This is a genomic window from Marinobacter sp. B-21 (assembly GCF_056857895.1).
This window is the reverse complement of the sequence record NZ_JBSXNZ010000070.1, coordinates 34,672-58,804: the sequence shown is the minus strand read 5'-3', so window position 1 is coordinate 58,804 and position 24,133 is coordinate 34,672. Positions and strand designations below refer to the sequence as shown.

20 protein-coding genes and 2 tRNA genes are annotated in these 24,133 nt (G+C 56.3%); 14 read left to right on the top strand and 8 right to left on the bottom strand.

The genetic code is table 11. From position 1 onward, the window contains the following. Positions 1-2: 2 nt before the first annotated feature. The gene (locus AC13C0_RS09450) at positions 3-2,414 is read right to left on the bottom strand and encodes a bifunctional diguanylate cyclase/phosphodiesterase (RefSeq protein WP_117620230.1); all 2,412 of its coding nucleotides are present in this window, start codon (positions 2,412-2,414) and stop codon (positions 3-5) included. A 240-nt stretch (positions 2,415-2,654) separates the two neighbouring features. Between AC13C0_RS09450 and ccoM the strand changes: the two genes are divergently transcribed. Next, a complete protein-coding gene (gene ccoM, locus AC13C0_RS09445; RefSeq protein WP_482954308.1) occupies positions 2,655-2,807 on the top strand; it encodes a cytochrome c oxidase subunit CcoM in 153 nt (50 codons plus the stop codon). A gap of 46 nt (positions 2,808-2,853) precedes the next feature. On the opposite strand, the gene AC13C0_RS09440 is transcribed toward ccoM, so the two are convergent. The 3 genes from AC13C0_RS09440 to AC13C0_RS09430 form a co-directional block, all read right to left on the bottom strand. Next, positions 2,854-2,929, bottom strand: a tRNA-Glu gene (locus tag AC13C0_RS09440). Between the two features lie 167 nt (positions 2,930-3,096). Continuing rightward, the gene (locus AC13C0_RS09435; RefSeq protein WP_117616933.1) at positions 3,097-4,014 is read right to left on the bottom strand and encodes a TIGR01777 family oxidoreductase; all 918 of its coding nucleotides are present in this window, start codon (positions 4,012-4,014) and stop codon (positions 3,097-3,099) included. A gap of 54 nt (positions 4,015-4,068) precedes the next feature. Next, on the bottom strand, positions 4,069-4,443 hold the full coding sequence (locus AC13C0_RS09430; RefSeq protein ID WP_117616934.1) for a sirohydrochlorin chelatase: 375 nt from the start codon (positions 4,441-4,443) through the stop codon (positions 4,069-4,071). 101 nt (positions 4,444-4,544) lie between these two features. Here AC13C0_RS09430 and AC13C0_RS09425 point away from each other — a divergent pair, with 101 nt between their 5' ends. From AC13C0_RS09425 to AC13C0_RS09400, 6 genes are all read left to right on the top strand, one after another. Next, positions 4,545-5,147, top strand: a complete 603-nt coding sequence (locus tag AC13C0_RS09425; protein ID WP_117616935.1) for a DUF924 family protein — start codon at positions 4,545-4,547, stop codon at positions 5,145-5,147. A gap of 183 nt (positions 5,148-5,330) precedes the next feature. Continuing rightward, positions 5,331-6,047, top strand: coding sequence for a murein L,D-transpeptidase catalytic domain family protein (locus AC13C0_RS09420; protein ID WP_117616936.1), 717 nt, complete (start codon positions 5,331-5,333; stop codon positions 6,045-6,047). A gap of 58 nt (positions 6,048-6,105) precedes the next feature. Then, positions 6,106-6,181: transfer RNA gene (locus AC13C0_RS09415), tRNA-Gly, on the top strand. A 136-nt stretch (positions 6,182-6,317) separates the two neighbouring features. Then, positions 6,318-7,136 (top strand): MOSC domain-containing protein, encoded by an 819-nt coding sequence (locus AC13C0_RS09410; protein WP_482954307.1) that lies wholly within the window; start codon positions 6,318-6,320, stop codon positions 7,134-7,136. 2 nt (positions 7,137-7,138) lie between these two features. Then, a complete protein-coding gene (locus AC13C0_RS09405; RefSeq protein WP_482954306.1) occupies positions 7,139-9,091 on the top strand; it encodes an ATP-binding cassette domain-containing protein in 1,953 nt (650 codons plus the stop codon). Then, positions 9,088-9,756, top strand: a complete 669-nt coding sequence (locus tag AC13C0_RS09400) for a DUF6901 family protein (RefSeq protein WP_117616939.1) — start codon at positions 9,088-9,090, stop codon at positions 9,754-9,756. The genes AC13C0_RS09405 and AC13C0_RS09400 overlap by 4 nt, the downstream gene beginning before the upstream one ends. A gap of 58 nt (positions 9,757-9,814) precedes the next feature. Here the strand turns inward: AC13C0_RS09400 and AC13C0_RS09395 are convergent, their stop codons facing one another. Both AC13C0_RS09395 and AC13C0_RS09390 read right to left on the bottom strand, forming a co-directional pair. Further along, complete coding sequence (locus AC13C0_RS09395) at positions 9,815-10,246, bottom strand: universal stress protein (protein WP_117616940.1); 432 nt, start codon at positions 10,244-10,246, stop codon at positions 9,815-9,817. Between the two features lie 156 nt (positions 10,247-10,402). Then, complete coding sequence (locus AC13C0_RS09390) at positions 10,403-11,221, bottom strand: hypothetical protein (protein ID WP_117616941.1); 819 nt, start codon at positions 11,219-11,221, stop codon at positions 10,403-10,405. A 442-nt stretch (positions 11,222-11,663) separates the two neighbouring features. Here AC13C0_RS09390 and fadB point away from each other — a divergent pair, with 442 nt between their 5' ends. The 3 genes from fadB (at position 11,664) to topA (ending at position 17,904) form a co-directional block, all read left to right on the top strand. Beyond that, complete coding sequence (gene fadB, locus AC13C0_RS09385; RefSeq protein WP_117616942.1) at positions 11,664-13,811, top strand: fatty acid oxidation complex subunit alpha FadB; 2,148 nt, start codon at positions 11,664-11,666, stop codon at positions 13,809-13,811. Between the two features lie 26 nt (positions 13,812-13,837). Then, the gene (gene fadA, locus AC13C0_RS09380; RefSeq protein ID WP_117616943.1) at positions 13,838-15,013 is read left to right on the top strand and encodes an acetyl-CoA C-acyltransferase FadA; all 1,176 of its coding nucleotides are present in this window, start codon (positions 13,838-13,840) and stop codon (positions 15,011-15,013) included. A gap of 248 nt (positions 15,014-15,261) precedes the next feature. Next, positions 15,262-17,904: a type I DNA topoisomerase gene (topA, locus tag AC13C0_RS09375; protein WP_117616944.1), complete on the top strand. Its 2,643-nt coding sequence runs from the start codon at positions 15,262-15,264 to the stop codon at positions 17,902-17,904. An 83-nt stretch (positions 17,905-17,987) separates the two neighbouring features. Here topA and AC13C0_RS09370 read toward each other — a convergent pair whose 3' ends face one another. Together AC13C0_RS09370 and gltA are read right to left on the bottom strand one after the other, a co-directional pair. After that, positions 17,988-18,860, bottom strand: coding sequence for an NAD(P)-dependent oxidoreductase (locus AC13C0_RS09370; RefSeq protein WP_117616945.1), 873 nt, complete (start codon positions 18,858-18,860; stop codon positions 17,988-17,990). 117 nt (positions 18,861-18,977) lie between these two features. After that, positions 18,978-20,252: a citrate synthase gene (gene gltA / locus AC13C0_RS09365; RefSeq protein WP_117616946.1), complete on the bottom strand. Its 1,275-nt coding sequence runs from the start codon at positions 20,250-20,252 to the stop codon at positions 18,978-18,980. A 477-nt stretch (positions 20,253-20,729) separates the two neighbouring features. Between gltA and sdhC the strand changes: the two genes are divergently transcribed. Genes sdhC through AC13C0_RS09345 form a run of 4 tightly spaced genes read left to right on the top strand, consistent with a single transcriptional unit; the run spans position 20,730 to position 23,937 of the window. Beyond that, the gene (gene sdhC, locus AC13C0_RS09360) at positions 20,730-21,104 is read left to right on the top strand and encodes a succinate dehydrogenase, cytochrome b556 subunit (RefSeq protein ID WP_117616947.1); all 375 of its coding nucleotides are present in this window, start codon (positions 20,730-20,732) and stop codon (positions 21,102-21,104) included. Then, complete coding sequence (sdhD, locus tag AC13C0_RS09355) at positions 21,098-21,442, top strand: succinate dehydrogenase, hydrophobic membrane anchor protein (RefSeq protein WP_117616948.1); 345 nt, start codon at positions 21,098-21,100, stop codon at positions 21,440-21,442. Before sdhC ends, sdhD begins: the two co-directional genes overlap by 7 nt. Before the next feature lie 3 nt (positions 21,443-21,445). Next, positions 21,446-23,218: a succinate dehydrogenase flavoprotein subunit gene (gene sdhA / locus AC13C0_RS09350; RefSeq protein WP_117616949.1), complete on the top strand. Its 1,773-nt coding sequence runs from the start codon at positions 21,446-21,448 to the stop codon at positions 23,216-23,218. Between the two features lie 14 nt (positions 23,219-23,232). Continuing rightward, positions 23,233-23,937 carry a succinate dehydrogenase iron-sulfur subunit gene (locus AC13C0_RS09345; RefSeq protein WP_117616950.1) on the top strand — a complete coding sequence of 235 codons (705 nt, stop codon included), beginning with the start codon at positions 23,233-23,235 and terminating at the stop codon, positions 23,935-23,937. The last annotated feature ends 196 nt before the right edge of the window (positions 23,938-24,133 follow it).

The following is a 24,133-nucleotide window of genomic DNA, read 5'->3' as shown; positions in this document are numbered from 1 at the left end:
ATCTATACCCGATGATTGTTGGTGAGCCAGGCGTCAAACTCCGGGGCTGGCAGGGGGCGGCTGTAGAAATACCCCTGGGAGAAGTCGCAGTTTTCCTTTTTCAGGAAATGGGTCTGTGCTTCTTCTTCCACCCCTTCAGCGATGACCCGCAGGCCCAGGCTATGGGCCATGTTGATGATCGCCCGGACAAGGGAGGCATCGTCAGGCTCCTTCATGACATCCTGGACAAAGGATTTGTCAATTTTCAGGGTATCAAACGGATAGCTTTTCAGATAGCTGAGCGCGGAGTAGCCGGTACCAAAATCGTCGACCGACAAGCGAATGCCGGCTTTGTCGAGCTGGCGCAGGATTTCCGCTGTCTCGATGGAGTTGTCCAGGATCAGGCGTTCGGTAATTTCCAGTTCCAGCTGTTCCGGCGCCAGGCCGCTGGCTGAGAGCGCATGCATTACGGTCTCGGTAAATCCGGGATCCCGGAACTGGCGGGGGGAGACATTGACGGAGATACCGATGTCCTTACCGGTAGACTGTTTCCAACCCATTGCCGCCCGGCAGGCCTCCTCGAGAACCCACTCGCCGATGGGCGTGATCAGGCCGGTTTCCTCCGCCAACGGGATGAAACGATCCGGCATCACCATGCCCATGGCGGGATTATTCCAGCGCAGCAGCGCTTCGACAGCAAAAAGGTTGCCGGAATTCGTATTCACGATGGGCTGGAAGTAGAGCTCGAATTCCTTTAGCTCCAGGGCACGCCGCATACTGGATTCCATCTTCAGACGCTCGTGGGACACCTCGGTCATTTCCGGGGCAAAATGGGCGTAGGAGCTCTTGCCCTTGTGCTTGGCCTGGTACATGGCGGCATCGGCGTGCTGAAGCAGGGTGCCACTGTTGTCGGAGTCTGTCGGGAAGATCGCAATCCCGATACTCGTAGTTACGAATACTTCCTGACCATTCAGTATGTAGGGTGGTGCGAACGTCTTGAGAATACGTTCTGCAACCTGAGATGAGGCCTCCGGGCCGGTCAAACCAGGCAGTATGACAAGAAACTCATCGCCACCGAGTCGGGCAACCGTACTGGTGCCCCGCAGGCAGCTGGAGATCCGGCGTGCCGCTTCAATCAGTAGATTGTCGCCGGCGTCGTGGCCAAGGGTGTCGTTGATGTGCTTGAAGTTGTCCAGGTCCAGGAACATCACACCCACCAGGGTGCTCTCGCGTCGAGCCTGGGCCAGCGCCAGCTTCAGGCGATCCAGGGCCAGCATCCGGTTGGGCAGGCCGGTCAGGATGTCGTAGTTGGCCTGGCGCAGCAGTTGCTGCTCATACCGTTTTCTGATGCTGATGTCTTCGCCGAGGATCAGGTAGCCGGTCGTGCCGCCTGACTCATCCTTGATGGGGGTAACAATCAGCTGTTCCCAGAATCGTTCGCCGTTGCGCCGAACGCTGTTTATTTCCCCCTGCCACACTCCGACACGTTGCACCTGCAGTCGAATGGACTGCCACAGGTGCCGGTTTTGCCGGTTTTCAATATCGTTCTCACCCAGTGCGCCGGGATGCTTGCCGAGAATGGATCGGGCTTCGTAACCGGTCAGTTGGGTGAATTTCTGGTTGGCAAATTCAATACGCCACTGCCGGTCACAGATCAGAACGGAGGAAGGGCTTTGTTCAATGGCCTTGGAAAATTTTCGGATTTCAGCCGCATCTTTTTGCTGCCGTTCCATATCCACGTTGAGACGTTCGCGCATCTGATTGATGGCATCGGTAACCCGCCCGAGCTCATCATGACGGTTTGCTGGGGTGTTCGGCCGGTCAAGAGTGAGAGGTTTCGAGGTGGTTTTCAGTGAAAAGTCGCGGGCATAGTTGGCCATCGTTGTCAGGTGGCGTACCACGAAATGCTGGAAGATCCAGATAATCAGTATGGAAACAAAGAAGGTTTTCAGGAACTGAGTGAACAGGATGACCCCTACTTTGCGCTGCAGCTCATCGTAGACCGGGTCAAGGCCCGCTGTGACGGTAAGCTCGCCCAGTTTGAACATTTCATCGCCCTGGTGAGCCAGGCTGAAACTGTGGGACGTGGTTTTTGCTCCCCGGGGAATGTCACCCATTATCAGCTCGGAATCCGGTTCGATCCGCAGTCGCAGGTGGATCACGTAGGGGAGGCTGAGAATGCCTTCCATCTGGGTCTGCAGCAGTTTTTGGTCCAGGGCCCACAGACTCCGCGCCAGGCTGGATGCATAACCGGATTCGATGATTTGCATACGGTTGTCAATCTGGGAAAGTTCCTTGCGGTAATCGGAATAGATCTGCAGGGCTGAAGCGACCAGGGTGAAGGCGGAGCTGAACAAAAGAATCCAGGCCAGCAGCCTGAAGGACAGGGGAGAGCCTGTGCGAAAACGTTGGAGACGCGTCGACAGTTTTGGCATGTCGTAAACTTCAGCCACCCAAACCGGTTAGGAGATCGGAGAATTACCTTTGATTGCGACTATAGCAGCAGTTTCTTTCGAATGCCTTGCAAATGCAGGAAAAATGGGGAGAAATTTGTTGTGATTCAGTACTAAAGCGTACACAACCTGAAAGTACTCTGTTGACCTGGATCAATAACATGCAGGCGTACCGGGCGTAATCTGAGTTTAATCAAGTTTACTGCAGGAAGGAGAAGAAAAATGTATATGGACGCCGTTGTTATCGCAGGTATTGCGACTGTATTGCTGGTGGTTGGGTTTTTCGTTGGTGTTGGCATCTTCGTGATGAGGGAACAGAAGGCGCACGGACATGAGGGCAGAAAAGAAGGCGAGCACGGCCAGAAACCGGTTTGACCTTGCCGGGCAAGTAAGAGCTGCCGGAGCATCAGGTTAGGAAAATTGGCGTCCCCTAGGGGGTTCGAACCCCTGTTGCCGCCGTGAAAGGGCGGAGTCCTAGGCCACTAGACGAAGGGGACGCAACGTTTTCAATACCTTGCCTCGTCGAGGTGGCGCGTATATTAAGTAAGGCTCCGGGGAGTGTCAACGCCTTTTTTTGAAAAGTTACGGGCGTTGACTGGTGAAATGCCCCAACTGAAGGCCGCGGCCGGCAGCTGTGAGGCGTCGGTCCATACGCGGGCTACTGTCACCTTGCCGCCCCCGGATTAACGGAATGGGCCAGCGCCTTCTCCAGTTCGGGATACTGGAACTGGAATCCTGCCTTGGTGAGTCTTGCCGGAATGGCCTGCTGGCCGGTCAGGAGGAGACGCGCCATTTCCCCCAGTGCGACCTTGAGCACCGGTGCCGGTGCGGGCAACAGAGCGGGGCGGTGCAGAACCTTGCCGAGGCAACGGGTGAATTCGGCGTTGGTCACCGGGTTGGGGCTGACCACGTTGAACGGTCCTGAAGCGCTGGTGTTCTCGACCATCCAGATCAGGGCTTCGACAACGTCGTCCCGGTGGACCCATGGCATATACTGCGTGCCACTGCCCAGCCGGCCACCGAGGCCAAGTTTGAAGGGCAGAATCATGCGCTCCAGAAAGCCGCCTCCGGGGCCGGCCACGACACCTGTTCGCGACAGGCACACTCTTACGCCGTTGTCGGCAAGGCGGAGCGCGGCATTTTCCCAGTCCCGGCAAAGGCGGTGGGTAAACTCATCATGTGGGTTGGTCTCTTCCGTTACCATGGCCGGGCCCTGGTCTCCATAAAAACCGACCGCCGAGCCCGAGACCATGACCTCGGGAGCCTGTTTCCAGCTGCGTATCACGTCAACGAGTGTTTCGGTGACATTGATCCGGCTGTCCCGGAGTTGCTGTTTGCGAGCTTTGGACCAGCGTTTGTCAGCAATGCCTTCACCAGCCAGGTTGATGACGGAATCGAACCCGGGGTGGGAACGGAGTTGTTGCAAATCACGGACGGCTTCAACCCGGCCGCAGCAGGCCTTGACGGTTTCTGACGGTTGCCGGCTGAAAACGGTCAGTTCATGGCCGCGCGCCAGCAGTTCACGGCACAGTACGTGCCCGATAAATCCGGTACCGCCGGTAATCAGAATCCTCTTTGTCATGATGTTCCCTCCCGTCGCGGTCTGGTCGACACGCGTGCTTTCCAAGCGTCCGGTTCAGGACGGTGTCTGTTCCAGTTCAAGCATAACAGCATCCCGGATGGCCTGTCCGAGAAGTGGATTTTCGCCGATCGGCGGCGCCAGGTGGATGTTGGTGCCATGGGCGCGCTCGAGTTCTTCGATCATCGCGGGAACATCCTTGCGCAGATGGCGCCCGGCCGCCAGGAACAGGGGAACGATGGTAAAGCTTTTGGCCCCTTCCGCGACTCCTTCTGCAATGACAGTGTCCATGGATGGATCGGCCAGTTCCATGTAGGCAATCCGGGCATTATCGACAGCCTTGAGTGTGGGTCCGGCAAGCTGTTCGAAGGTTTCACACCAGCGCTTGTCACTGCTTCCGTGTGCCAACAGAATAATGCGGGGGCTGTTCATTGCCTCTCCTGAGTGGTCAGTTTGATGGGGCCTGTCGTAAGTCCGGAGCGTCAGCCCCGGAAGCGGGTATAACAGAATCTAAAGTAACAGGGTGACACAGAATGTTCGATTGGAAAGAGATTCTGGATTTCTGGTTTGGTGAACTGGATGAGCACGGGTTGCCAGACAGTGACCACAGAAACAAATGGTTCCGGTCAGACCGTAGGTTCGATCAGGAGATCCGCCGCCGCTTTCTTTCCCTGGTGCTGTTCGCTTCGGAGCAGGGGCTGGAGCATTGGCGGCGGGAAGCCGGTGGCATACTGGCAGAGATTCTGCTGCTTGATCAGTTTTCCAGAAACATCTTCCGGGGCGGCGCTATGGCATTTGATCAGGATCGGCAGGCCCGGAAACTCTGCAGGCAGGCCATGCGGAAGGGGCAGGATATGCTGCTTCCTCCGGTTCAGAGGGCTTTCCTATATATGCCCCTGCAGCACTCCGAGCGTAAGGAAGACCAGGACACATCTGTGGAATGCTACGAGCAGCTTGCCCGGAGTACCCAGGGGCTCCTGGCAGATTTTATGGGTAGCTTTCTTCAGTCCGCCCGGGATCACCGCGACATTACCATCAGGTTTGGCCGTTTCCCACACCGGAACAAGGCTCTGGGGCGTGCGTCTACGGCAGAAGAAGAGGTTTACTTACAGATTGGCCGGCGATTTGGCCAATAGAGCTGCTTTTTGTCAGCCCTGATTGGCCAGATGACGGAATTGGCGGCTTCCTTAAGGTTTTGTATGAAAAATGTACATTCTGACGGGGTTGGCTATTTTGCCTGATAGAATACGCAACACTTACTTTGAACCGGGTGCGCGGCGTTTCGCCGCCACCTGCACGTATTCTATCGGGGATTTGTGATGGTGAACTCGCGGCGTTCCCTGCCCGCCGGGCTTTTTGCGGCCGTATGGGCTGTGCTTCCTGTTTCATCGTTTGCTGCTTCTCTCGACGATAAGCTGCTGGACCAATTGAGTGGCGCAGCCCCAAAGCTCGACAGGACTGTGCTCAAGACGGCGTTTAAGGCATCACGCTGTGCTGTTTCCAGTGGTGTCGAGATGCCACAGCGGCTGGCGGTTATCGATTTTTCGTTACCCTCCAGTGAAGAGCGGTTGTGGATTTTTGATCTGGAGAAAGGCGAGCTGCTGCTCCGGGATCTTGTGGCCCATGGTAAGAATTCCGGGAATTTCGAGCCGACCGAGTTCTCCAACGTCGAAGGCAGCCATCAGTCCAGTATCGGTCTCTTTCAGGCGCGAGAGTCCTACTACGGAAAACATGGATATGCCGTCCGGCTCGATGGACTTGAACCTGGCATCAACGATCACGCCCGGCAGCGCGCGATTGTTATTCACGGTGCGGACTATGTGAGTGACAGCTGGGTCAGCAAATACGGCCGGATAGGCCGAAGCCACGGTTGTCCTGCGGTGGACAATCAGGCCATCCGCCAGGTGGTTGATAATCTCAAGGGTGGTCAGCTTGTTTTCAAGTACTATCCCGATCAGGAGTGGCTGCACAGTTCAGGTTTCCTCAAGTGCGACAACACAACTCTGGCGGGAAAAAACCTGGAAAAAAGTGGTTGACGGCGCCGGTTGGATCCGTAGAATACGCCTCCGTTGTCGGTAACAGCCGATCAGCATTGCGGGAATAGCTCAGTTGGTAGAGCACAACCTTGCCAAGGTTGGGGTCGCGAGTTCGAATCTCGTTTCCCGCTCCAGATTCAGAAAACCCGGTCTTGAAAAAGGCCGGGTTTTTTCGTATTCAACCACCACAAACCCGGCGCCATGGCTCGTGGTCAGGTATACTCGGCAGCCTGTTTCATATCCTGATTCTGTGGGGGAGGCATGTCCGCCATGAAGGTACATTCACTGTTTATATACCCCGTCAAGTCCCTGTCCGGCATTGAGGTAAGCAGCTTTGACACTGATGATTTCGGCCCGGTCGCCGACAGACGCTGGATGATTGTCGACGATGACCGCCGTTTTGTGACCCAGAGGGAGCATCCGGAGCTGGCGCTGGTTGCTACCGCGCTGGAGGGTGGCAATGTGGTTGTCGACATTCCGGGTGAGGGTGCGTTTCCCCTGATGGCTATTGATGAGACAGATGCGGTCGGCGCAGAGGTTCGGGTCCTGGTCTGGCGTGACTGGGTCAAGGCCGTTATGGGACAGCCTGAAGCCGGCGAGGCGTTAAGCCGGTTCTGCGGCAAGTCTCTCCGGTTTGTCTATATGCCGGACAGTTCATTTCGCCGTGTTGATGCCGGACGGGTGGATGAATACCGGCGTGTAGGCTTTGCTGACGGTTTTCCGTTCCTGATTACCAATACCGCTTCGCTGATGGAGCTGAACGGGCGCCTCGATGCTCCGGTAGAGATGCGCAGGTTCCGGCCCAACATCGTGGTGGAGGGTGCGCAGCCCTGGGATGAGGACAGCTGGCAGCAGCTGACCATTGGCAACAACCGTCTGAGTGTTGTGAAGCCCTGTTCCCGCTGTGTGGTGACCACCGTGGATCCCGCAACGGGCAAAAAGGACGCCGCCTTGCAGCCGCTCAGAACCCTGTCAGGCTATCGCAGGACGCCGGACGGCGTGATCTTCGGCCAGAACGCCATTCATGAATCACCGGGAAGTATCCGGGTTGGTGATCCTGTTACCATCAACAAATCGGAGTCAAAATAAACGTGCCTTTGTTAACGCTGGACTCAGTCTCCCTGGCTTTTGGAATGCACCCGCTGCTGGACCAGGCATCGCTGGTAATCGACGCCGGAGAGCGTGTGTGCCTGTTGGGACGCAATGGCGAAGGCAAGTCGACCCTGCTCAGGATTGTCACTGGGGAAGTGGTGCCTGATGGCGGGGTGGTGCGCCTGGAGGACGGCGCAGTGCTTGCAGTGCTGCCGCAGAACCTGCCATCGGAGGATTCCCGCACAGCCTATGAAGTGGTTGCCGGTGCGTTTCCGGAAACCGGAACCTTGCTGGCGGAATTCCATCAGCTTTCCCAGCATGCGGATGAGTCCAGCCTGGACCGCCTGATGAAAGTCCAGGAGCGTCTGGAAGCCCTGGATGGCTGGCGGCTGGATCAGAAGGTAACCACCATTCTCGGTCAGTACGGTGTCGATCCCGATCAGACACTGAACACGCTGTCCGGCGGCTGGCAACGCCGTGTGTTGCTGGCAAAAGCCCTGGTTGCGGATCCGGACATCCTGTTGCTGGATGAACCCACCAACCACCTCGATGTGCCTGCCATCGCCTGGCTGGAAGAGGCTCTGGGCCAGTTCCGTGGCGCCATGCTGTTTGTCAGCCACGACCGGGCGTTTATCCGGCGCATGGCCACCCGGATTGTTGAGCTGGATCGGGGCAGGCTCGTGAGCTTTGCCGCCACCTATGACCGCTACCTTGAACTGAAGGAAAAAGCGCTGGAAGAGGAAGAGCGTCAGAACGCGCTGTTCGACAAGCGGCTTAAGCAGGAAGAAGCCTGGATTCGCCAGGGTATCAAGGCACGCAGAACTCGCAACATGGGCCGGGTGCGCGCCCTCCGGGCCATGCGCGAGGAACACCGGCAACGGAGAGTCCGTGGCGGTACCGCAAGCTTCGCGGTGGAGGATGCAGCCCGTTCCGGCAAACTGGTTGTTGAAACCCGGGATGCAGGCTTCGCCTATCCTGATGGTACGCCGGTGATCAGCGATATGAACCTGACTATCCTCAGGGGTGACAAGATCGGCCTTGTGGGGGAAAACGGAACCGGCAAAACGACTTTGGTTCGGCTTTTGCTCGGAGACCTGGAACCAACTGAAGGGTCGGTGCGTCTGGGTACCAATCTGCAAGTGGCCTATTTCGATCAGCTTCGCGGGGAGCTGGATCTGACCCGGAATGCCCTGGATAACCTTTCCGAGGGTCGGGAATTCATTGATATTAACGGTCAGAGCAAGCACGTGCTTGGTTATTTGCAGGAGTTCCTGTTCACACCGGAGCGGGCCAGGTCACCGGTCAGTGTGTTCTCTGGTGGTGAACGTGCGAGGCTGCTTCTTGCCAAGCTGTTCAGCAAGCCAGCGAACATTCTGGTGCTTGATGAACCGACCAACGATCTGGATGTGGAAACCCTGGAACTGCTGGAAGAACAGTTGGCGGAATTTGCCGGAACAGTGATCGTGATCAGTCACGACCGGGAGTTTCTTGATAATGTGATCACTGAAACGGTTTTCCTGGATGGATCGGGCAAAGTGCGGGAGTTTGTCGGTGGTTACACCGACTGGCGCCGGCAGGGCGGGCGTTTCCCCTCGGAAGCGACGGGTAATAGGCCGGACAAACAGGACAAAGCCAGAAAATCCGGTAAGGAAACCGCCAAAGAACGTGAACAAAAGGTGCCAGGAAGCGCAAGACAGGCAGCGCCCTCGGAAAAGAGCAAGCCTGTCAAGCTGAGCTATAAACTCAAACTGGAGCTCGAACAGCTGCCCGGGCAGATCGGGGCGCTGGAGCAGGAAGTCGCCGGCCTGAAGGAAAAGATTTCCTCGGCTGATTTTTACTCAGGCCCACCGAACGAAGTCTCGGCCACTCTGGAAGCATTGACGGAAAAGGAAAACCGTCTGGAGAAGGTTATCGAGCGGTGGATGGAGCTGGAAGAACAGGCAAGCCAATGAATATCAATTACGATTTCAGGTTTCAGGACGGGCGTACCGTCGAGTTTACAGTCACTGATCGACCGTCACCGGCGTCCGGGCCTTTGCCCTCGTGGACCAAACTCGGGCATTGTCAGTGCAGTAACTGCCCGTTGAAGGCTTCAGATACGCCTTATTGCCCTGCAGCCACTGAAATGCTGCCTGTTGTCGAAGCATTTCAGGCGGAAGATGCCTACCAGAAGGTTGAGGTGAAGGTTACTGATGAGCGGCGCAGCTACCTGAAACAGACTGCCCTGGAAGAAGCCCTCAGGTCTTTGCTCGGGCTGAAAATGGCAACCAGCGGGTGCCCGGTACTGTCAGAGCTCAAGCCGATGGCTGTGCACCACCTGCCTTTTGCCAATACCGATGAATTTATTATGCGCAGTGTGTCCCATTATCTGCTGCAGCAGTACTTCGCCAAGCGCAATCACCAGGCGCCGGACTGGGATCTGACGGGGCTTGTTGAAAGGAACCAGAGGTTGCAGCTGGTCAATCAGGCCCTTTGGCAGCGTATTCATTCGGTCTGCAAGGGCGACAGTAATCTGAAAGCGTTACTGAACTTCTTTTCGATGGCGTCGAGCGTCAGCTTCTCCCTGGAAAGCCAGCTTCGGAAGCTCGAGGCAAAAATGGGCGGGGAAGGGGGGTAGCAGTCCCGGGCGACAGACCAGGCCCGGGACAACGCCCGGGCTTTCGGTTCCGGAACCCTTAGTGAATCCTGATGGCCAGAACGTCGCACTCAGTACCGTGCAGAACACCGTTGGCAGTTGAGCCCAACAAAAGCTGGAAGCCCTTTCGCCCATGGCTGCCAACAATCACGAGGTCCACGTCCTGCTCTTTGGCAAGCCTGTGAATTTCTGATTCCGGGCGCCCGACCGTAACTACCTGGTTTGTCCTGGAAACTCCGTATTGGTCACCGTAGGTGCCCAGTTGCTCACGGGCGGCTTTGTCGAGCTGATCCTGAAGTTCGGTCAGGTCCATCGGTATATCACCGCCATAGGCGTAGCCAACGGGCTCAACCACATGAACCAGCATCAGCTCCGCCCCATGGGCCTCGCTCATGGCTTTCGCCTTGTTGAGCACCTGTGGGGCTTCTTCCGTCAGGTCAATGGCAACAAGCATTTTCTTGTAGGCGGACATGGCATCGCTCCTTCGCGCGCGGGGTGATATTGTCTTGAGGATAGTACTTTAAATCTAATCGGAAAAGTGTAGCGGGAAACTGACAGGTATCAATAAAGACGGCGGAAAAGCGCTTTTCTGGCAGGCAATTAGGCCCGCCAGAAAAAGAGGAGAGGGTCAGACGTTGCCTTGTAAGAGCTCTATGATGTTGGCCAGCCCCTTCAGGATACCCTTGGAATACCGGTCGATCACGAAGCCCACATTCTTCTCGTTATAGTTGATATAAGAGCCGCGGATAAACTGCCACTTGGATGAGATGCTGTTAAGTGCCGCGTTTAATTCCGGCGAGCCCTGGCCCTGCATAACAGATTCCAGCAATGCATCCAGTTCCCTGGCTTGCTCGTCGAGCGGTGTTTCGGTAGAGGAGCCCTGGAAGGTCTGGGAAACCGAGGAGTTGGTGCGTACCGAATACTTGGCCATCATCTGGGCCATTTTTACAGCGGCAGAACGCGCCGCCTCGACCCGGGGGCTTGTAGCCGTCTGGGAGCTTTCCTGGGCTACCCGATATAACCCGGTCGCCTTCTCGTTCATGGTGAGGGCCTGGTTCGCCATATCGGAAACCAGCCGCAAGTCCGGATAGCCCTGGTTACGCACATCATTGATGTTGCTGCGCATCAGGTTCTTGAACTTGTCGAACTCCTGGTTCAGCCCTTCAATATCTTCGGCAGACAGCACCCCGGAATTACTGCCGGCGATAGAATTCATGGAGTCGTTGGCTGAGTTGATGCCCTGCACAATCTCGTTCAGGGTATCGGTATCGCCGGTTCCACTGAAACGGTAGTAGGCGTCCAGGGCCATGTAATTGCTGACCCGGAAATTATGGAGGTCGGAGAGGAATCCGTCGGCGCCATCCTGGGCGCGGGCACCCAGGGAAGTCAGTGCAAGGAGAATAAGCGCGGCTACAAGAGAGCGTATCCGCAGGTTAGCGTCTTTCATCGGATGGGTCTCCGTACATGCTGTTTTATTATTGTGGACCAAAGTCGTAGATCGAAGGTAAAGTAACTGCGCCGGCCAATCAAGCAGTTTTGGCGGCCTCGGTGTCTGTAAATGTAAACAACTTTGAAATTTGCGTGATGAAGTTCCGGTTTTTTCTTAGAAGTGGCTTCCAGTTAACTGAATCATAACAATTCTGCTGCGTTTTTCTTCGGCTGCCTCCAGCTTTTCGGGGACTTTTGCAGCCCGTCCGAAAGAAACAAATTGACAAACGCGCCGTTTTTTTTCATCGTGTGCCCTCACGATTCAAACGACTGTATGAATTTTTTGAATCGAATGACCGGGCAGTGACCGAAATCTCGCTGCACAAACAGCCGGCCGCGCTGGCGAACTGACAGCGCCACCTGGCTGGAAGCAGTTCCAAACACAGACTGGAGATCAGTTGATGATTTACGAAGGTAAAGCCATCACGGTTAAAGAGATCGAAGGCGGGATCGCTCAGTTGAACTTCGACTTGCAGGGCGAGTCCGTAAACAAGTTCAACCGTCTCACTATTGAAGAGCTCCGCGCCGCGACTGACGCATTGAAAGTGAAAAAGAACCTGAAGGGTCTGGTGGTTACCAGCTCCAAGGACAGCTTCATTGTTGGTGCCGACATTACCGAATTCACCGAGCTGTTTGCCGGTTCGGAAGAGGATCTGGTAGCCAACAACCTCAAGGCCAATGAAGTCTTCAGCGCCGTTGAAGACCTGCCGTTCCCGACCGTTACCGCTATAAATGGTATGGCCCTGGGTGGCGGTTTCGAGATGTGCCTTGCGACCGACTATCGGGTTATGGACAAGACGGCCAGGGTTGGTCTTCCGGAAGTGAAGCTGGGGATCTTCCCGGGCTTCGGCGGTACTGTGCGTCTGTCCCGTCTGGTGGGTGTCGACAACGCGGTTGAGTGGATCAGTGGCGGCACTGAGAACCGCGCGGATGCGGCACTGAAGGTTGGTGCCGTTGACGCCGTGGTTGAGTCCGACAAGCTGGTCGAAGCCGCCGTTGCCATCATTAGCCAGTGCAACGAAGGCAAGCTGGACAACGAAGCCCGTCGTGAAGAGAAGAAGGGCAAGATCAAACTCAATGCCATGGAAAGCATGATGGCATTCGAGATATCCAAGGCGTTTGTTGCCGGCAAGGCTGGCAAGAACTACCCGGCGCCCGTTGAAGCCATCAAGGTGATGCAGAAACACGCCGGCATGACCCGCGACAAGGCGATCGAAGTGGAAGCCAAAGGCTTCGCCAAGATGGCCAAAACCAACGTTGCGGCTTGCCTGGTTGGCCTGTTCCTGAACGATCAGGAGCTCAAGAAGAAGGCCAAGGCCTGGGAGAAGGAAGCCAATGACGTGAACCTGGCTGCCGTCCTCGGCGCCGGCATCATGGGTGGTGGTGTCGCATTCCAGTCTGCCCTGAAGGGCACCCCGATCATCATGAAGGACATCAACCAGGACGGTATCGCACTGGGTCTGAAGGAAGCCAAGAAGCTTCTGGTCAAGCGGGTTGAAAAAGGCAAGATGAAACCTGACCAGATGGCCGATGTACTCAACAGCATCACGCCAACCCTGAACTATGGTGATTTCAAGAACGTAGACCTGGTTGTTGAGGCTGTTGTCGAGAACCCGAAAGTAAAAGATGCTGTTCTGCGTGAGACCGAAGATGCGGTTCGCGACGACGCCATCCTGACCTCGAACACCTCTACCATTTCCATCGACCTGCTGGCCAAGAACCTGAAGCGGCCGGAAAACTTCTGTGGCATGCACTTCTTCAACCCGGTACACATGATGCCGCTGGTTGAGGTTATTCGCGGCGAGAAGACCAGTGATCGCGCCATCGCGACCACCGTGGCCTACGCCAAAGCCATGGGCAAGACTCCGATCGTTGTTAATGATTGCCCGGGCTTCCTGGTTAACCGCGTTCTGTTCCCGTACTTCGGTGGCTTTATTGGCCTGGTGCGTGACGGTGCTGACTTCCAGCATGTTGACAAGGTGATGGAAAAGTTCGGCTGGCCGATGGGTCCTGCGTACCTGTTGGACGTTGTTGGCATGGATACCGGCAAGCACGCCGGCGAAGTGATGGCCGAAGGCTTCCCGGACCGGATGAAGCACGAAGGCACAACCGCCATTGACGTGATGTTCGACAACAACCGTTACGGACAGAAGAACGAGAAGGGCTTCTACAAGTACGAACTGGACCGCAAGGGCAAGCAGAAGAAGGTCGTCGACGAAGAGACCTACAAGCTGCTCGAGCCGGTTGTTCAGGGTAAAAACGAGTTCAGTGAGGAAGATATCATCGCCCGCATGATGATTCCTCTGTGCATGGAAACCGTTCGCTGCCTGGAAGACGGCATTGTCGAAGATCCGGCAGATGCTGATATGGGCCTGATTTTCGGTATCGGCTTCCCGCCGTTCCGTGGTGGTGCCCTGCGCTACATCGATGACATGGGTGTAGACAAGTTCGTCGAACTGGCAGACAAGTTTGCAGATCTCGGTCCTCTGTATCATCCGACTGAGAAACTGCGTGAAATGGCCAAAACTGGCAAAAAGTTCTTTGGCTAACCCTGATTCCGAACGGAGAAAGATCTATGAGCCTTAATCCGAGAGACGTTGTCGTCGTCGATTGCGTGCGGACTCCGATGGGTCGTGCCAAAAACGGCTGTTTCCGGAACGTGCGCGCAGAAACCCTGTCCGCCGCTCTGATTGAAGCGCTGTTTGAGCGCAACCCGAAGCTCGACCCGAAAGAAGTTGAAGATGTGATCTGGGGCTGTGTGAACCAGACCAAGGAACAGGGCTTCAACGTGGCGCGCCAGATTTCCCTGCTGACCCGCATTCCCCACGAGTCCGCGGCCCAGACCGTGAATCGTCTGTGTGGTTCTGCCATGAGCGCGATCCATACCGCTGCCCAGGCCATCATGACCGGCAACGGCGATGTGTTCGTTGTTGGTGGTGTCGAGCACATGGGGCACGTACCCATGACCGAAGGTTTCGACCACAACCCGGCGGCGTCCAAATACTCCGCCAAGGCGTCCAACATGATGGGCCTGACCGCGGAGATGTTGGCAAAGATGCACGGCATCACCCGTGAGCAGCAGGATGAGTTCGGCGCCCGGTCTCACCGCCTGGCCCACGAAGCGACCGTAGAAGGCCGCTTCAAGAACGAAATCGTGCCCATTCAGGGTCACGACGAAAATGGTTTTGTGAAGCTGATCGAAGAAGACGAGACCATTCGTCCGGAAACAACTGCCGAGTCGCTTGGCCAGTTGAAGCCGGCTTTCGACCCGAAGAACGGCACGGTGACTGCCGGTACTTCTTCCCAGTTGACCGACGGCGCTGCCGCCATGGTTCTCATGTCGGCAGAACGTGCTGAAGCCCTGGGCCTGAAACCGGTTGCCAGAATCCGCGGCATGGCCGTTGCCGGTTGTGATCCCGCAATCATGGGCTACGGCCCGGTTCCGGCTACCAAGAAGGCGCTCAAGCGTGCAGGCCTGAAGGTTGAGGATATCGACTTCTGGGAACTGAACGAAGCCTTCGCTGGTCAGTCCCTGCCGGTGCTGAAAGACCTGAAGCTGCTGGGTGTCATGGAGGAGAAAGTGAACCTGAACGGCGGTGCGATTGCCCTGGGCCATCCGCTGGGCTGCTCTGGTGCACGTATCTCCACAACCCTGCTGAACGTCATGCAGGCCAAAGGCGGTAAGCTTGGTGTATCCACCATGTGTATCGGCCTTGGTCAGGGCATTGCGACTGTGTGGGAGCGGCTCTGATTCGGTAAGCTGAATTGGAAACAAGCTCTCAGGAGGCCCGGCAAATGCCGGGCTTTCCTGTCTCTGACCGTGTAAAAAAGCCGGTCATAAACAGAAGAATGGGTTGTCTTGCTTTTCTTGACCCTGTAAAACAATGCACCTATACCAATGTGGCGGCTATTGAGTGTTTTCTAGCCGACTGATTTTACAGCGAGTTTACGGTTTGCTGATTTTTTAACCGATTATCGCCAAGGACACAGATCTCTGATATGGGTAAAAGTCTCGTTATTGTCGAGTCGCCAGCGAAAGCGAAGACCATCAACAAATACCTGGGCTCCGACTTCATCGTCAAGTCGAGCGTCGGGCATATTCGTGATCTCCCCGTCAGTGGTAGCGGGTCGCAGTCCGATCCCAAGGAGCGGGCCAGACAGGCTGCGGCCACCCGGAAGATGAGCCCGGACGAGAAGGCCACGCACAAGAAGCGTAAGGCCCGGGAACAGCTGGTCGCGCGGATGGGTGTGGATCCGGATCAGGACTGGAGTGCCCGTTATGAGATTCTTCCCGGCAAGGAAAAGGTGGTCAGCGAACTCAAGCGCCTGGCGAAGTCTGCAGACCATATCTATCTGGCAACGGATTTGGACCGTGAAGGGGAGGCCATCGCCTGGCACTTGCAGGAAGCGATTGGTGGTGAGCCGGAAAAATACCGGCGCGTGGTGTTCAACGAGATCACCAAGCGCGCCATTCAGGAAGCGTTCAAGGACCCCGGCAATCTCGACACAAACCGTGTGAATGCCCAGCAGGCAAGGCGGTTCCTGGACCGTGTCGTGGGCTATATGGTATCTCCGCTGTTGTGGGCCAAGATTGCCCGTGGCTTGTCGGCGGGCCGGGTTCAGTCGGTCGCAGTGCGGATGATTGCGGAGCGGGAACGGGAGATCCGGAAATTTGTACCGGAGGAGTTCTGGCAGCTCCATGCCGACCTCGCGTCCGAAAGAGCTGACCAACCGGTTCGGTTTGAAGTAACCCGCTATGATGACAAGCCCTACCGGCCCGTTAACGAGCAACAAAGCACCGAGCACGTTAATCGCCTGAAGGCCGGCGACTTCAAGGTTGCCAGGCGCGAGGACAAACCGACCCGGTCCCGGCCGTCGGCACCCTTTATTACCTCTACGCTGCAGCAGGCTGCAAGCAACCGCATGGGGTTCAGTGTCAAGAAAACGATGATGCTGGCACAGCGCTTGTACGAAGCTGGCTTCATTACCTACATGCGTACCGACTCCACCAACCTGAGTCAGGACGCGGTCAACGGTTGCCGGGATTTCATTCAAAAGCAGTTCGGGGGCAAGTACCTGCCAGAGAAGCCGCGGGTTTACGGCAGCAAGGAGGGTGCCCAGGAGGCCCACGAGGCGATTCGCCCAACCGAAGTCAGTCGTCGCCCGGCGGATATCAGCGGCCTTGAGAAGGATGCAGAGAAGCTTTACGACCTGATCTGGCGACAGTTTATTGCCTGCCAGATGTCGGATGCCGAGTTCCTGAGTACATCCATTGTGGTGGCGAATGGAGATTACGAGCTGCGTACCCGTGGCCGGATCATCAGGTTTGACGGTTTTCTCAAGGCGGCCCCCCAGGCTGCCAAAAAAGACGAGGACGTCTCGTTGCCGGATATTCAGGTGGACGACGTTCTGGATCTGAAAAAACTGGACCCGAGCCAGCACTTTACCAAGCCTGCACCCAGGTACACGGAAGCCAGTCTGGTTAAAGAGCTTGAAAAGCAGGGTATTGGCCGTCCTTCGACTTATGCCTCCATCATTTCCACCATCCAGGATCGTGGCTATGTGCGGTTACAGAACCGCCGGTTCTATGCCGAAAAGATGGGCGAAATCGTTACCGAGCGACTGTCGGAGTCGTTCCCGAACCTGATGGATTTCGACTTCACCGCGAAGATGGAGGACGAGCTGGATGAGATTGCCGAAGGTGAGGTCCAGTGGAAAAAGGTACTGAATGATTTTTATGGCCGTTTCCGGCAACAGCTGGAAAAGGCCGAAAGTGCGGAAGATGGCGGCATGCGCGCCAACACGCCTACAGAAACCGATATTCCATGCCCCAGCTGTGGTCGCAACATGCAGATCCGGGTCGCCAGCACGGGCGTGTTCCTGGGCTGTTCTGGGTATTCATTGCCTCCGAAAGAGCGTTGTAAAACCACCATTAACCTGGTTTCAGGTGATGAAGTGGTCAGTGCGGATGATGATGTCGAGGGTGAAGGTGAAACCCGCCTGCTTCGGAAGAAACGGCGTTGTCCGAAATGCGGTACTGCCATGGACAGCTACCTCATTGACGAAACCCGAAAATTGCACGTGTGTGGTAACAACCCGGATTGTTCAGGCTACGAAGTGGAAAAGGGCACCTTCCGCATTAAGGGTTACGACGGTCCGACACTCGAGTGCGACAAGTGCGGTTCCGAAATGCAGCTTAAAACAGGCCGGTTCGGCAAGTATTTTGGCTGCACCAACACTGAGTGCAAGAATACTCGTAAGCTACTGAAAAGCGGGGAGCCGGCACCGCCCAAGATGGATCCGGTGCCGATGCCGGAGTTGCAGTGCCAGAAGGTGGATGACACTTATGTACTCCGGGATGGCGCCTCAGGCTTGTTCCTCGCGGCCAGCAAATTCCCGAAAAACCGGGAAACCCGGCCGCCGCTGGTGATGGAGATCAAACCGCACCGGAAGGAGATCGACCCGAAATACGACTACCTGATGGATGCGCCCGAGCATGATCCGGAAGGCAATCCGACGGTGATCCGCTACAGCCGAAAGACCAGGGAGCAGTACGTCATGTCCGAGAAGGACGGCAAGGCGACGGGCTGGTCTGCGTGGTATGTAAACGGGAAATGGCAGCCGCAGGACAAGAAAAAGTAGTTCGGTTGAACATGGGGTCAGATGAAACGGGGTCAGATGAAACTTTCATCTGACCCCGTTTCATCTGACCCCGTTTTCAGCCTTTACCGGAACTTCCTCAACCTCTGAATGAGCGACGACGTATCCCAGCGTTTTCCGCCCATCGACTGTACATCGGCGTAGAACTGATCCACCAGAGCGGTCACCGGCAGCGACGCGTTCACCTTGCGCGCCTCCTCCAGGCAGATCCCCAGATCCTTCCGCATCCAGTCCACCGCGAAGCCATGTTCAAACTCCCCGGCAATCATGGTGCCGGAGCGGTTTTCCATTTGCCAGGATTGGGCGGCGCCTTTGGAAATGACGTTCACCACTTTGGCGACATCCAGTTCCGCCTGTTCGGCAAAATGCAGTGCCTCTGACAGGCCCTGTACCAGGCCGGCAATGGCAATCTGGTTCACCATCTTGGTTTTCTGGCCGCTGCCGGCAGGGCCCATCAGGTTGAGCGCACGGGCGTAGTGTTTCATGACGGGTTCGGCTTTGGCGTAGTCTGCTTCGGAACCGCCGCACATGATGGTCAGTTTGCCGTTTTCAGCGCCCTGCTGGCCACCGGAAACCGGCGCATCGACAAAACCCATCCCGTTGCGGCGGGCGGCCTCGGCGAGGTGTTCGGCAATGCTGGCGGAGGCCGTGGTGTGGTCGACCAGGACAGCGCCCTCGGGGGCATTGGCAAGAATGCCTTCATCGCCTTCGTACACGGCCTTCAGGTCGGTATCGGCGCCAACGCAGGTCAGGACGATATCCGCGCCTTTAACCGCCTCAGCAATGGTGGCGCAGCTGGTTCCGGGGTAATCATTGGCCCATTGCCCGGATTTGGCGGATGTCCGGTTCCAGACCCTGACGGTGAGCCCGGCTTTGGCCAGGTGACCCGCCATCGGATACCCCATGACCCCCAGGCCGATAAATGCTGCTGTAGACATTGCTTTCTCCTCCTGTGTTTTTGTCGGGTTAACTTATCATAGAAGAGTGGGGCAGGCGGTGAATAAAAAAGGCCGCTGAATCAGCGGCCTTTGCATGGCGAATCCGGTGGGCCGGATTTATGTTTTCGGGTAGTCCCGCTTGTCTGAGCCGGTATACAGCTGGCGCGGACGGCCGATGCGGTAATCGCCGCTGACCATCTCGTTCCAGTGCGAGAACCAGCCGATGGTCCGCGACATGGCAAAGATAACGGTGAACATGGATGTGGGGATGCCAATAGCCTTGAGAATCAGGCCGGAGTAGAAGTCCACGTTCGGGTAAAGTTTGCGCTGGACGAAATACTCGTCTTCCAGCGCAATTTTCTCGAGGCGCCGGGCGATCTTCAACTGCGGATCGTTCTCCAGGCCCAGTTCGGTCAGGACTTCGCGAGCGGTTTCGGCCATGACCTTGGCGCGCGGGTCGAAGTTCTTGTAAACGCGGTGACCGAAGCCCATCAGCCGGAACGGGTCGTCCTTGTCCTTGGCTTTGGCAATGAACTTCTCGATATTGGATTCGTCGCCGATTTCCGCCAGCATGTCCAGAACGGCTTCGTTAGCGCCGCCGTGAGCCGGCCCCCAGAGGGCTGCAATGCCGGACGCAATGCAGGCGTAGGGGTTGGCGCCGGTAGATCCGGCAAGGCGTACGGTGGACGTGGACGCGTTCTGCTCGTGATCCGCGTGCAGGATGAAGATCTTGTCCATGGCCTTGGACAGGATCGGATTTGGCTTGTACTCCGCGCAGGGCACGCCAAACATCATCTGCAGGAAGTTCTCGGAGTAGGACAGATCATTGCGCGGATACATGAATGGCTGGCCGAGGCTGTACTTGTAGCACCAGGCAGCGATGGTCGGCATTTTCGCGATCAGGCGATGGGCCGTAATCTGGCGCTGTTTCTCGTCGGTCACATCCATCTGGTCGTGGTAGAACGCCGACAATGCACCCACAACACCACACATGATGGCCATCGGGTGCGCGTCACGGCGGAAACCCTGGAAGAAGTTCCGCATCTGGTCGTGCAGCATGGTGTGGTTCTTGATGGTGTCGTGGAACTGCTTGTTCTCTTCGGCGCTGGGCAGCTCGCCATGGAGCAGGAGATAGCAGACCTCAAGGTAGTCCGAGTGCTCGGCCAGCTGTTCAATCGGGTAGCCGCGGTGCAGGAGAACACCGTTTTCACCGTCAATGTAAGTAATGGCCGATTCGCAGGCTGCTGTGGATACGAATCCCGGATCGTATGTGAAAACGCCTTCCTGGACTAGGCCTCGTACGTCGATAACGTCAGGGCCGACGGTGCCGGAATAAACCGGTAGCTCAATGGACTTGTCCCCCACCGAGAGCGTGGCTTTCCTGTCGGTCATGGTGCTCTCCTATTTATCAGCTTTGACAGCTTTATCTACATTTATAGATGCGCTAGAAGGCGCGTATTATCGCAAAACTGGCGGCAAAATATAGGGCGTTGGCTTTTTTTGTCAATGGAAGAGTCAGGAAAAGCCGGAATTTGACGGCGGATGTAAATGAGGGATATCCCGAATAGCAGCGGATCCGGGCAGGAAAAAAATTTGTCAATCATCCATAAGGCTTGCTTAACCCCCTGAAATACCCGGCCTGTGCGACGTTGCAGGTTTGTAATTGCTTAGGGTACTCCTTATAATCCCTAGCCCGGAATCGGGGATAAATCTTTTTACGGTGCCTGTAATTGGCGGGTTGCCGGCGAGACTTCCTCCCTCCTGAGCCAATCGTGTGCCGGTTTCGTATCTGCACGCTGATCCTTACATACCAACCATCCGCACCCGGTTTTCCGGTCCCGCGGATCCAAGAGAGAGTGTGAGAGCGCTGTGAATAGCAAACGACCAGTAAATCTCGATCTCAGCAAGTTTCATTTTCCGCTGCCAGCCATTACGTCCATATTGCACCGCATCACCGGCATCATCATTTTTGTTGGTGTTGCGTTCATGCTATACGGACTCCAGCTTTCCCTGTCCGGGGAAGAGGGCTTCAGCCGCGTAAGTGAACTGCTGGACAGCTTCCTTGCCAGGCTGATCACCTGGGGCATCTTGTCTGCTCTGTTGTACCACCTGGTTGCAGGTATCAAACACCTGTTCATGGATATGGGCATTGGTGAAGAGCTCGAGAGCGGCCGCCTCGCCTCGAAGATCACGATTGTGGTTTCCGTTATTCTCATCGTTCTGGCAGGAGTCTGGGTATGGTAAACAGCGTCACGAACCTGGGTCGCAGTGGTGTTTTCGACTGGCTGATCCAGCGGGTAACTGCCTACGTACTTGCTTTGTATACAATTTTCCTGTTCGGCTTTCTGCTGACCTCTGATGTCAACTACGACACCTGGTCGGCCCTGTTTGATCAGACCTGGTTCCGTATCTTTACCCTGCTGGCACTGCTTTCTATCGGTGCGCACGCTTGGGTAGGTCTCTGGACGGTAACCACTGACTACATCAAGGCCGTGGGCCCGAGGTTTATAGTGCAGGCAGCTTGTGGTCTGACCATGTTTGTATATGTGGTCTGGGGCATTCAGATTCTTTGGGGGCTTTAATTGATGGCTAATATCAAGACCATGTCTTACGACGCGATCGTTATCGGTGGTGGCGGTTCTGGAATGCGTGCTGCGCTGCAGCTGACAGAGTCTGGTGTCAATACTGCATGTATTACCAAGGTATTCCCGACCCGCTCGCACACGGTGTCTGCCCAGGGCGGGATTACCTGCGCGATCGCAAGTGCCGATCCCAACGACGACTGGCGCTGGCACATGTATGACACGGTGAAAGGTTCGGACTACATCGCCGACCAGGACGCCGTTGAATATATGTGCTCGGTCGGCCCTCAGGCCGTCTTTGAGCTGGAGCACATGGGGCTGCCGTTCTCCCGTACCGAACAGGGTCGTATCTATCAGCGTCCGTTTGGTGGCCAGTCCAAGGGTCCGGATAACCCGACTCAGGCGGCGCGTACCTGTGCCGCGGCCGACCGTACCGGTCATGCGCTTCTGCACACTCTCTATCAAGCCAACATCAAGGGTGGGACCACCTTCCTTAATGAGTGGTATGCGGTAGATCTCGTCAAGAACAGCAAGGATGAGGTTGTTGGTGTTGTTGCCATTGAGGTTGAAACCGGTGAAGTGGTTTACATCAAGTCCAAGGCGACGGTTCTGGCGACAGGCGGTGCAGGCCGTATTTACGCATCGACAACGAATGCCCTGATTAATACTGGTGATGGAGCCGGCATGGCGCTGCGCGCCGGTTTCCCGATGCAGGATATGGAGATGTGGCAGTTCCACCCGACTGGTATCTACGGTGCCGGTACGCTGGTAACGGAAGGTTGTCGGGGTGAGGGCGGTTACCTGATCAACGCTGAAGGTGAACGCTTCATGGAGCGCTATGCTCCGAACGCAAAAGATCTGGCGGGCCGTGATGTTGTCGCCCGGGCGATGGTCATCGAGATTCTGGAGGGGCGCGGTTGTGGACCCGAGAAGGACCACGTTCTGCTGAAGCTGGACCATCTGGGTGAAGAAACCCTGAATCTGCGTCTGCCAGGCATCTGCGAGCTGTCCCGTACCTTTGCCCATGTGGATCCGGTGAAAGAGCCGATTCCGGTGGTTCCGACCTGTCACTACATGATGGGCGGCATCCCGACCAACGTCGGTGGTCAGGCCCTGACCCAGGACGAAAATGGTAATGACAAGGCAATTCCCGGGCTGTTCGCGTGTGGTGAGGCGGCCTGTGTATCGGTACACGGTGCCAACCGTTTGGGCGGTAACTCCCTTCTGGATCTGGTTGTGTTTGGTCGCGCAGCTGGTCTGCACATCGAAGAGCAGCTGCGTGGCGGATTCGAGGTAGACGGCGCCAGCGAGGAGGACATCAAGCGTGCCATGGCTCGCCTCGACCGTCTGAGCAATGCCTCTGAGGGTGAAAGTGTGGCCGAGGTTCGCAAGGATCTCCAGAACTGCATGCAGCTGTATTTTGGTGTATTCCGTGACGGTAAGAGCATGGAAGAGGGTCTGAAAAAGCTGGAAGCCATCGGTGAGCGTGTTCGTAACACCAGACTGGCAGATACCAGCAACGCCTTTAACACTGCCCGCATTGAAGCGCTGGAGTTGGACAACCTGTACGAAGTGGCTTTGGCTACCGCCATTTCAGCCATTGAGCGTAAGGAAAGCCGGGGTGCCCATGCCCGGAATGACTTCACCGAACGTGACGATGAAAACTGGCTGAAGCACTCCATGTACTTCCCGCTGGACAAGCGTGTTGGTAAGCGTGATGTGAATTTTGCGCCGAAGACCGTAGACACGTTTGAGCCGAAGATCCGGACTTACTAAGGGGGACGTTGAAAATGTTAGTAAGCCTTTATCGTTATAACCCGGAAACCGACAATGCGCCTTATATGCAGGACGTGGATGTCGAGATTCCGGCAGGTAAGGATCTGATGGTCCTCGATGTTCTGAACCTCATCAAGGAGCGTGATCCCTCGATGGCCTACCGCCGTTCCTGCCGTGAAGGCGTTTGTGGCTCGGATGGCATGAACATGAACGGCAGGAACGGCCTGGCCTGCATCACGCCCGTTTCCCAGGTTGTGAAGAATGACAAGCTGGTGCTACGGCCGCTGCCGGGTCTGCCTGTCATTCGTGATCTGGTGGTCGATATGAGCCTCTTCTACAAGCAGTACGAAAAGGTCATGCCGTACCTGGTGAACGACAAGCCGGCGCCAGCCATCGAACGCCTTCAGTCTCCCGAGGACCGGGAAAAGCTGGACGGTCTGTACGAGTGTATTCTCTGTGCCTGCTGTTCCACAGCCTGCCCGTCGTTCTGGTGGAATCCGGACAAGTTTATCGGCCCGGCAGGGCTGCTGCAGGCTTACCGCTTCCTCGCAGATAGCCGCGACACCGCTCAGGCAGAGCGTCTTGCCAATCTGGATGACCCGTTCAGTGTTTTCCGCTGCCGGGGCATCATGAACTGTGTCAGTGTCTGCCCGAAGGGCCTGAACCCCACAAGGGCTATCGGCCACATTCGGAATCTTCTGCTGCAACGGGCCACTTAAGCGGCAGGAGTTCAGACAGACGCTATACTGTTCTGACAAGGTTAGTACCCGGAAGGCCCCGCAATTTGCGGGGCCTTCAACCAAAGGCTTATAGTCAAAAGTCTTACCCGGGTGCACACTACGCAAGCCGTGGCGGGAACTTATCAAGTTTTCACCCCGCTTTGCTGAGTACAAAAACCACCGGGGAACGGAAAAC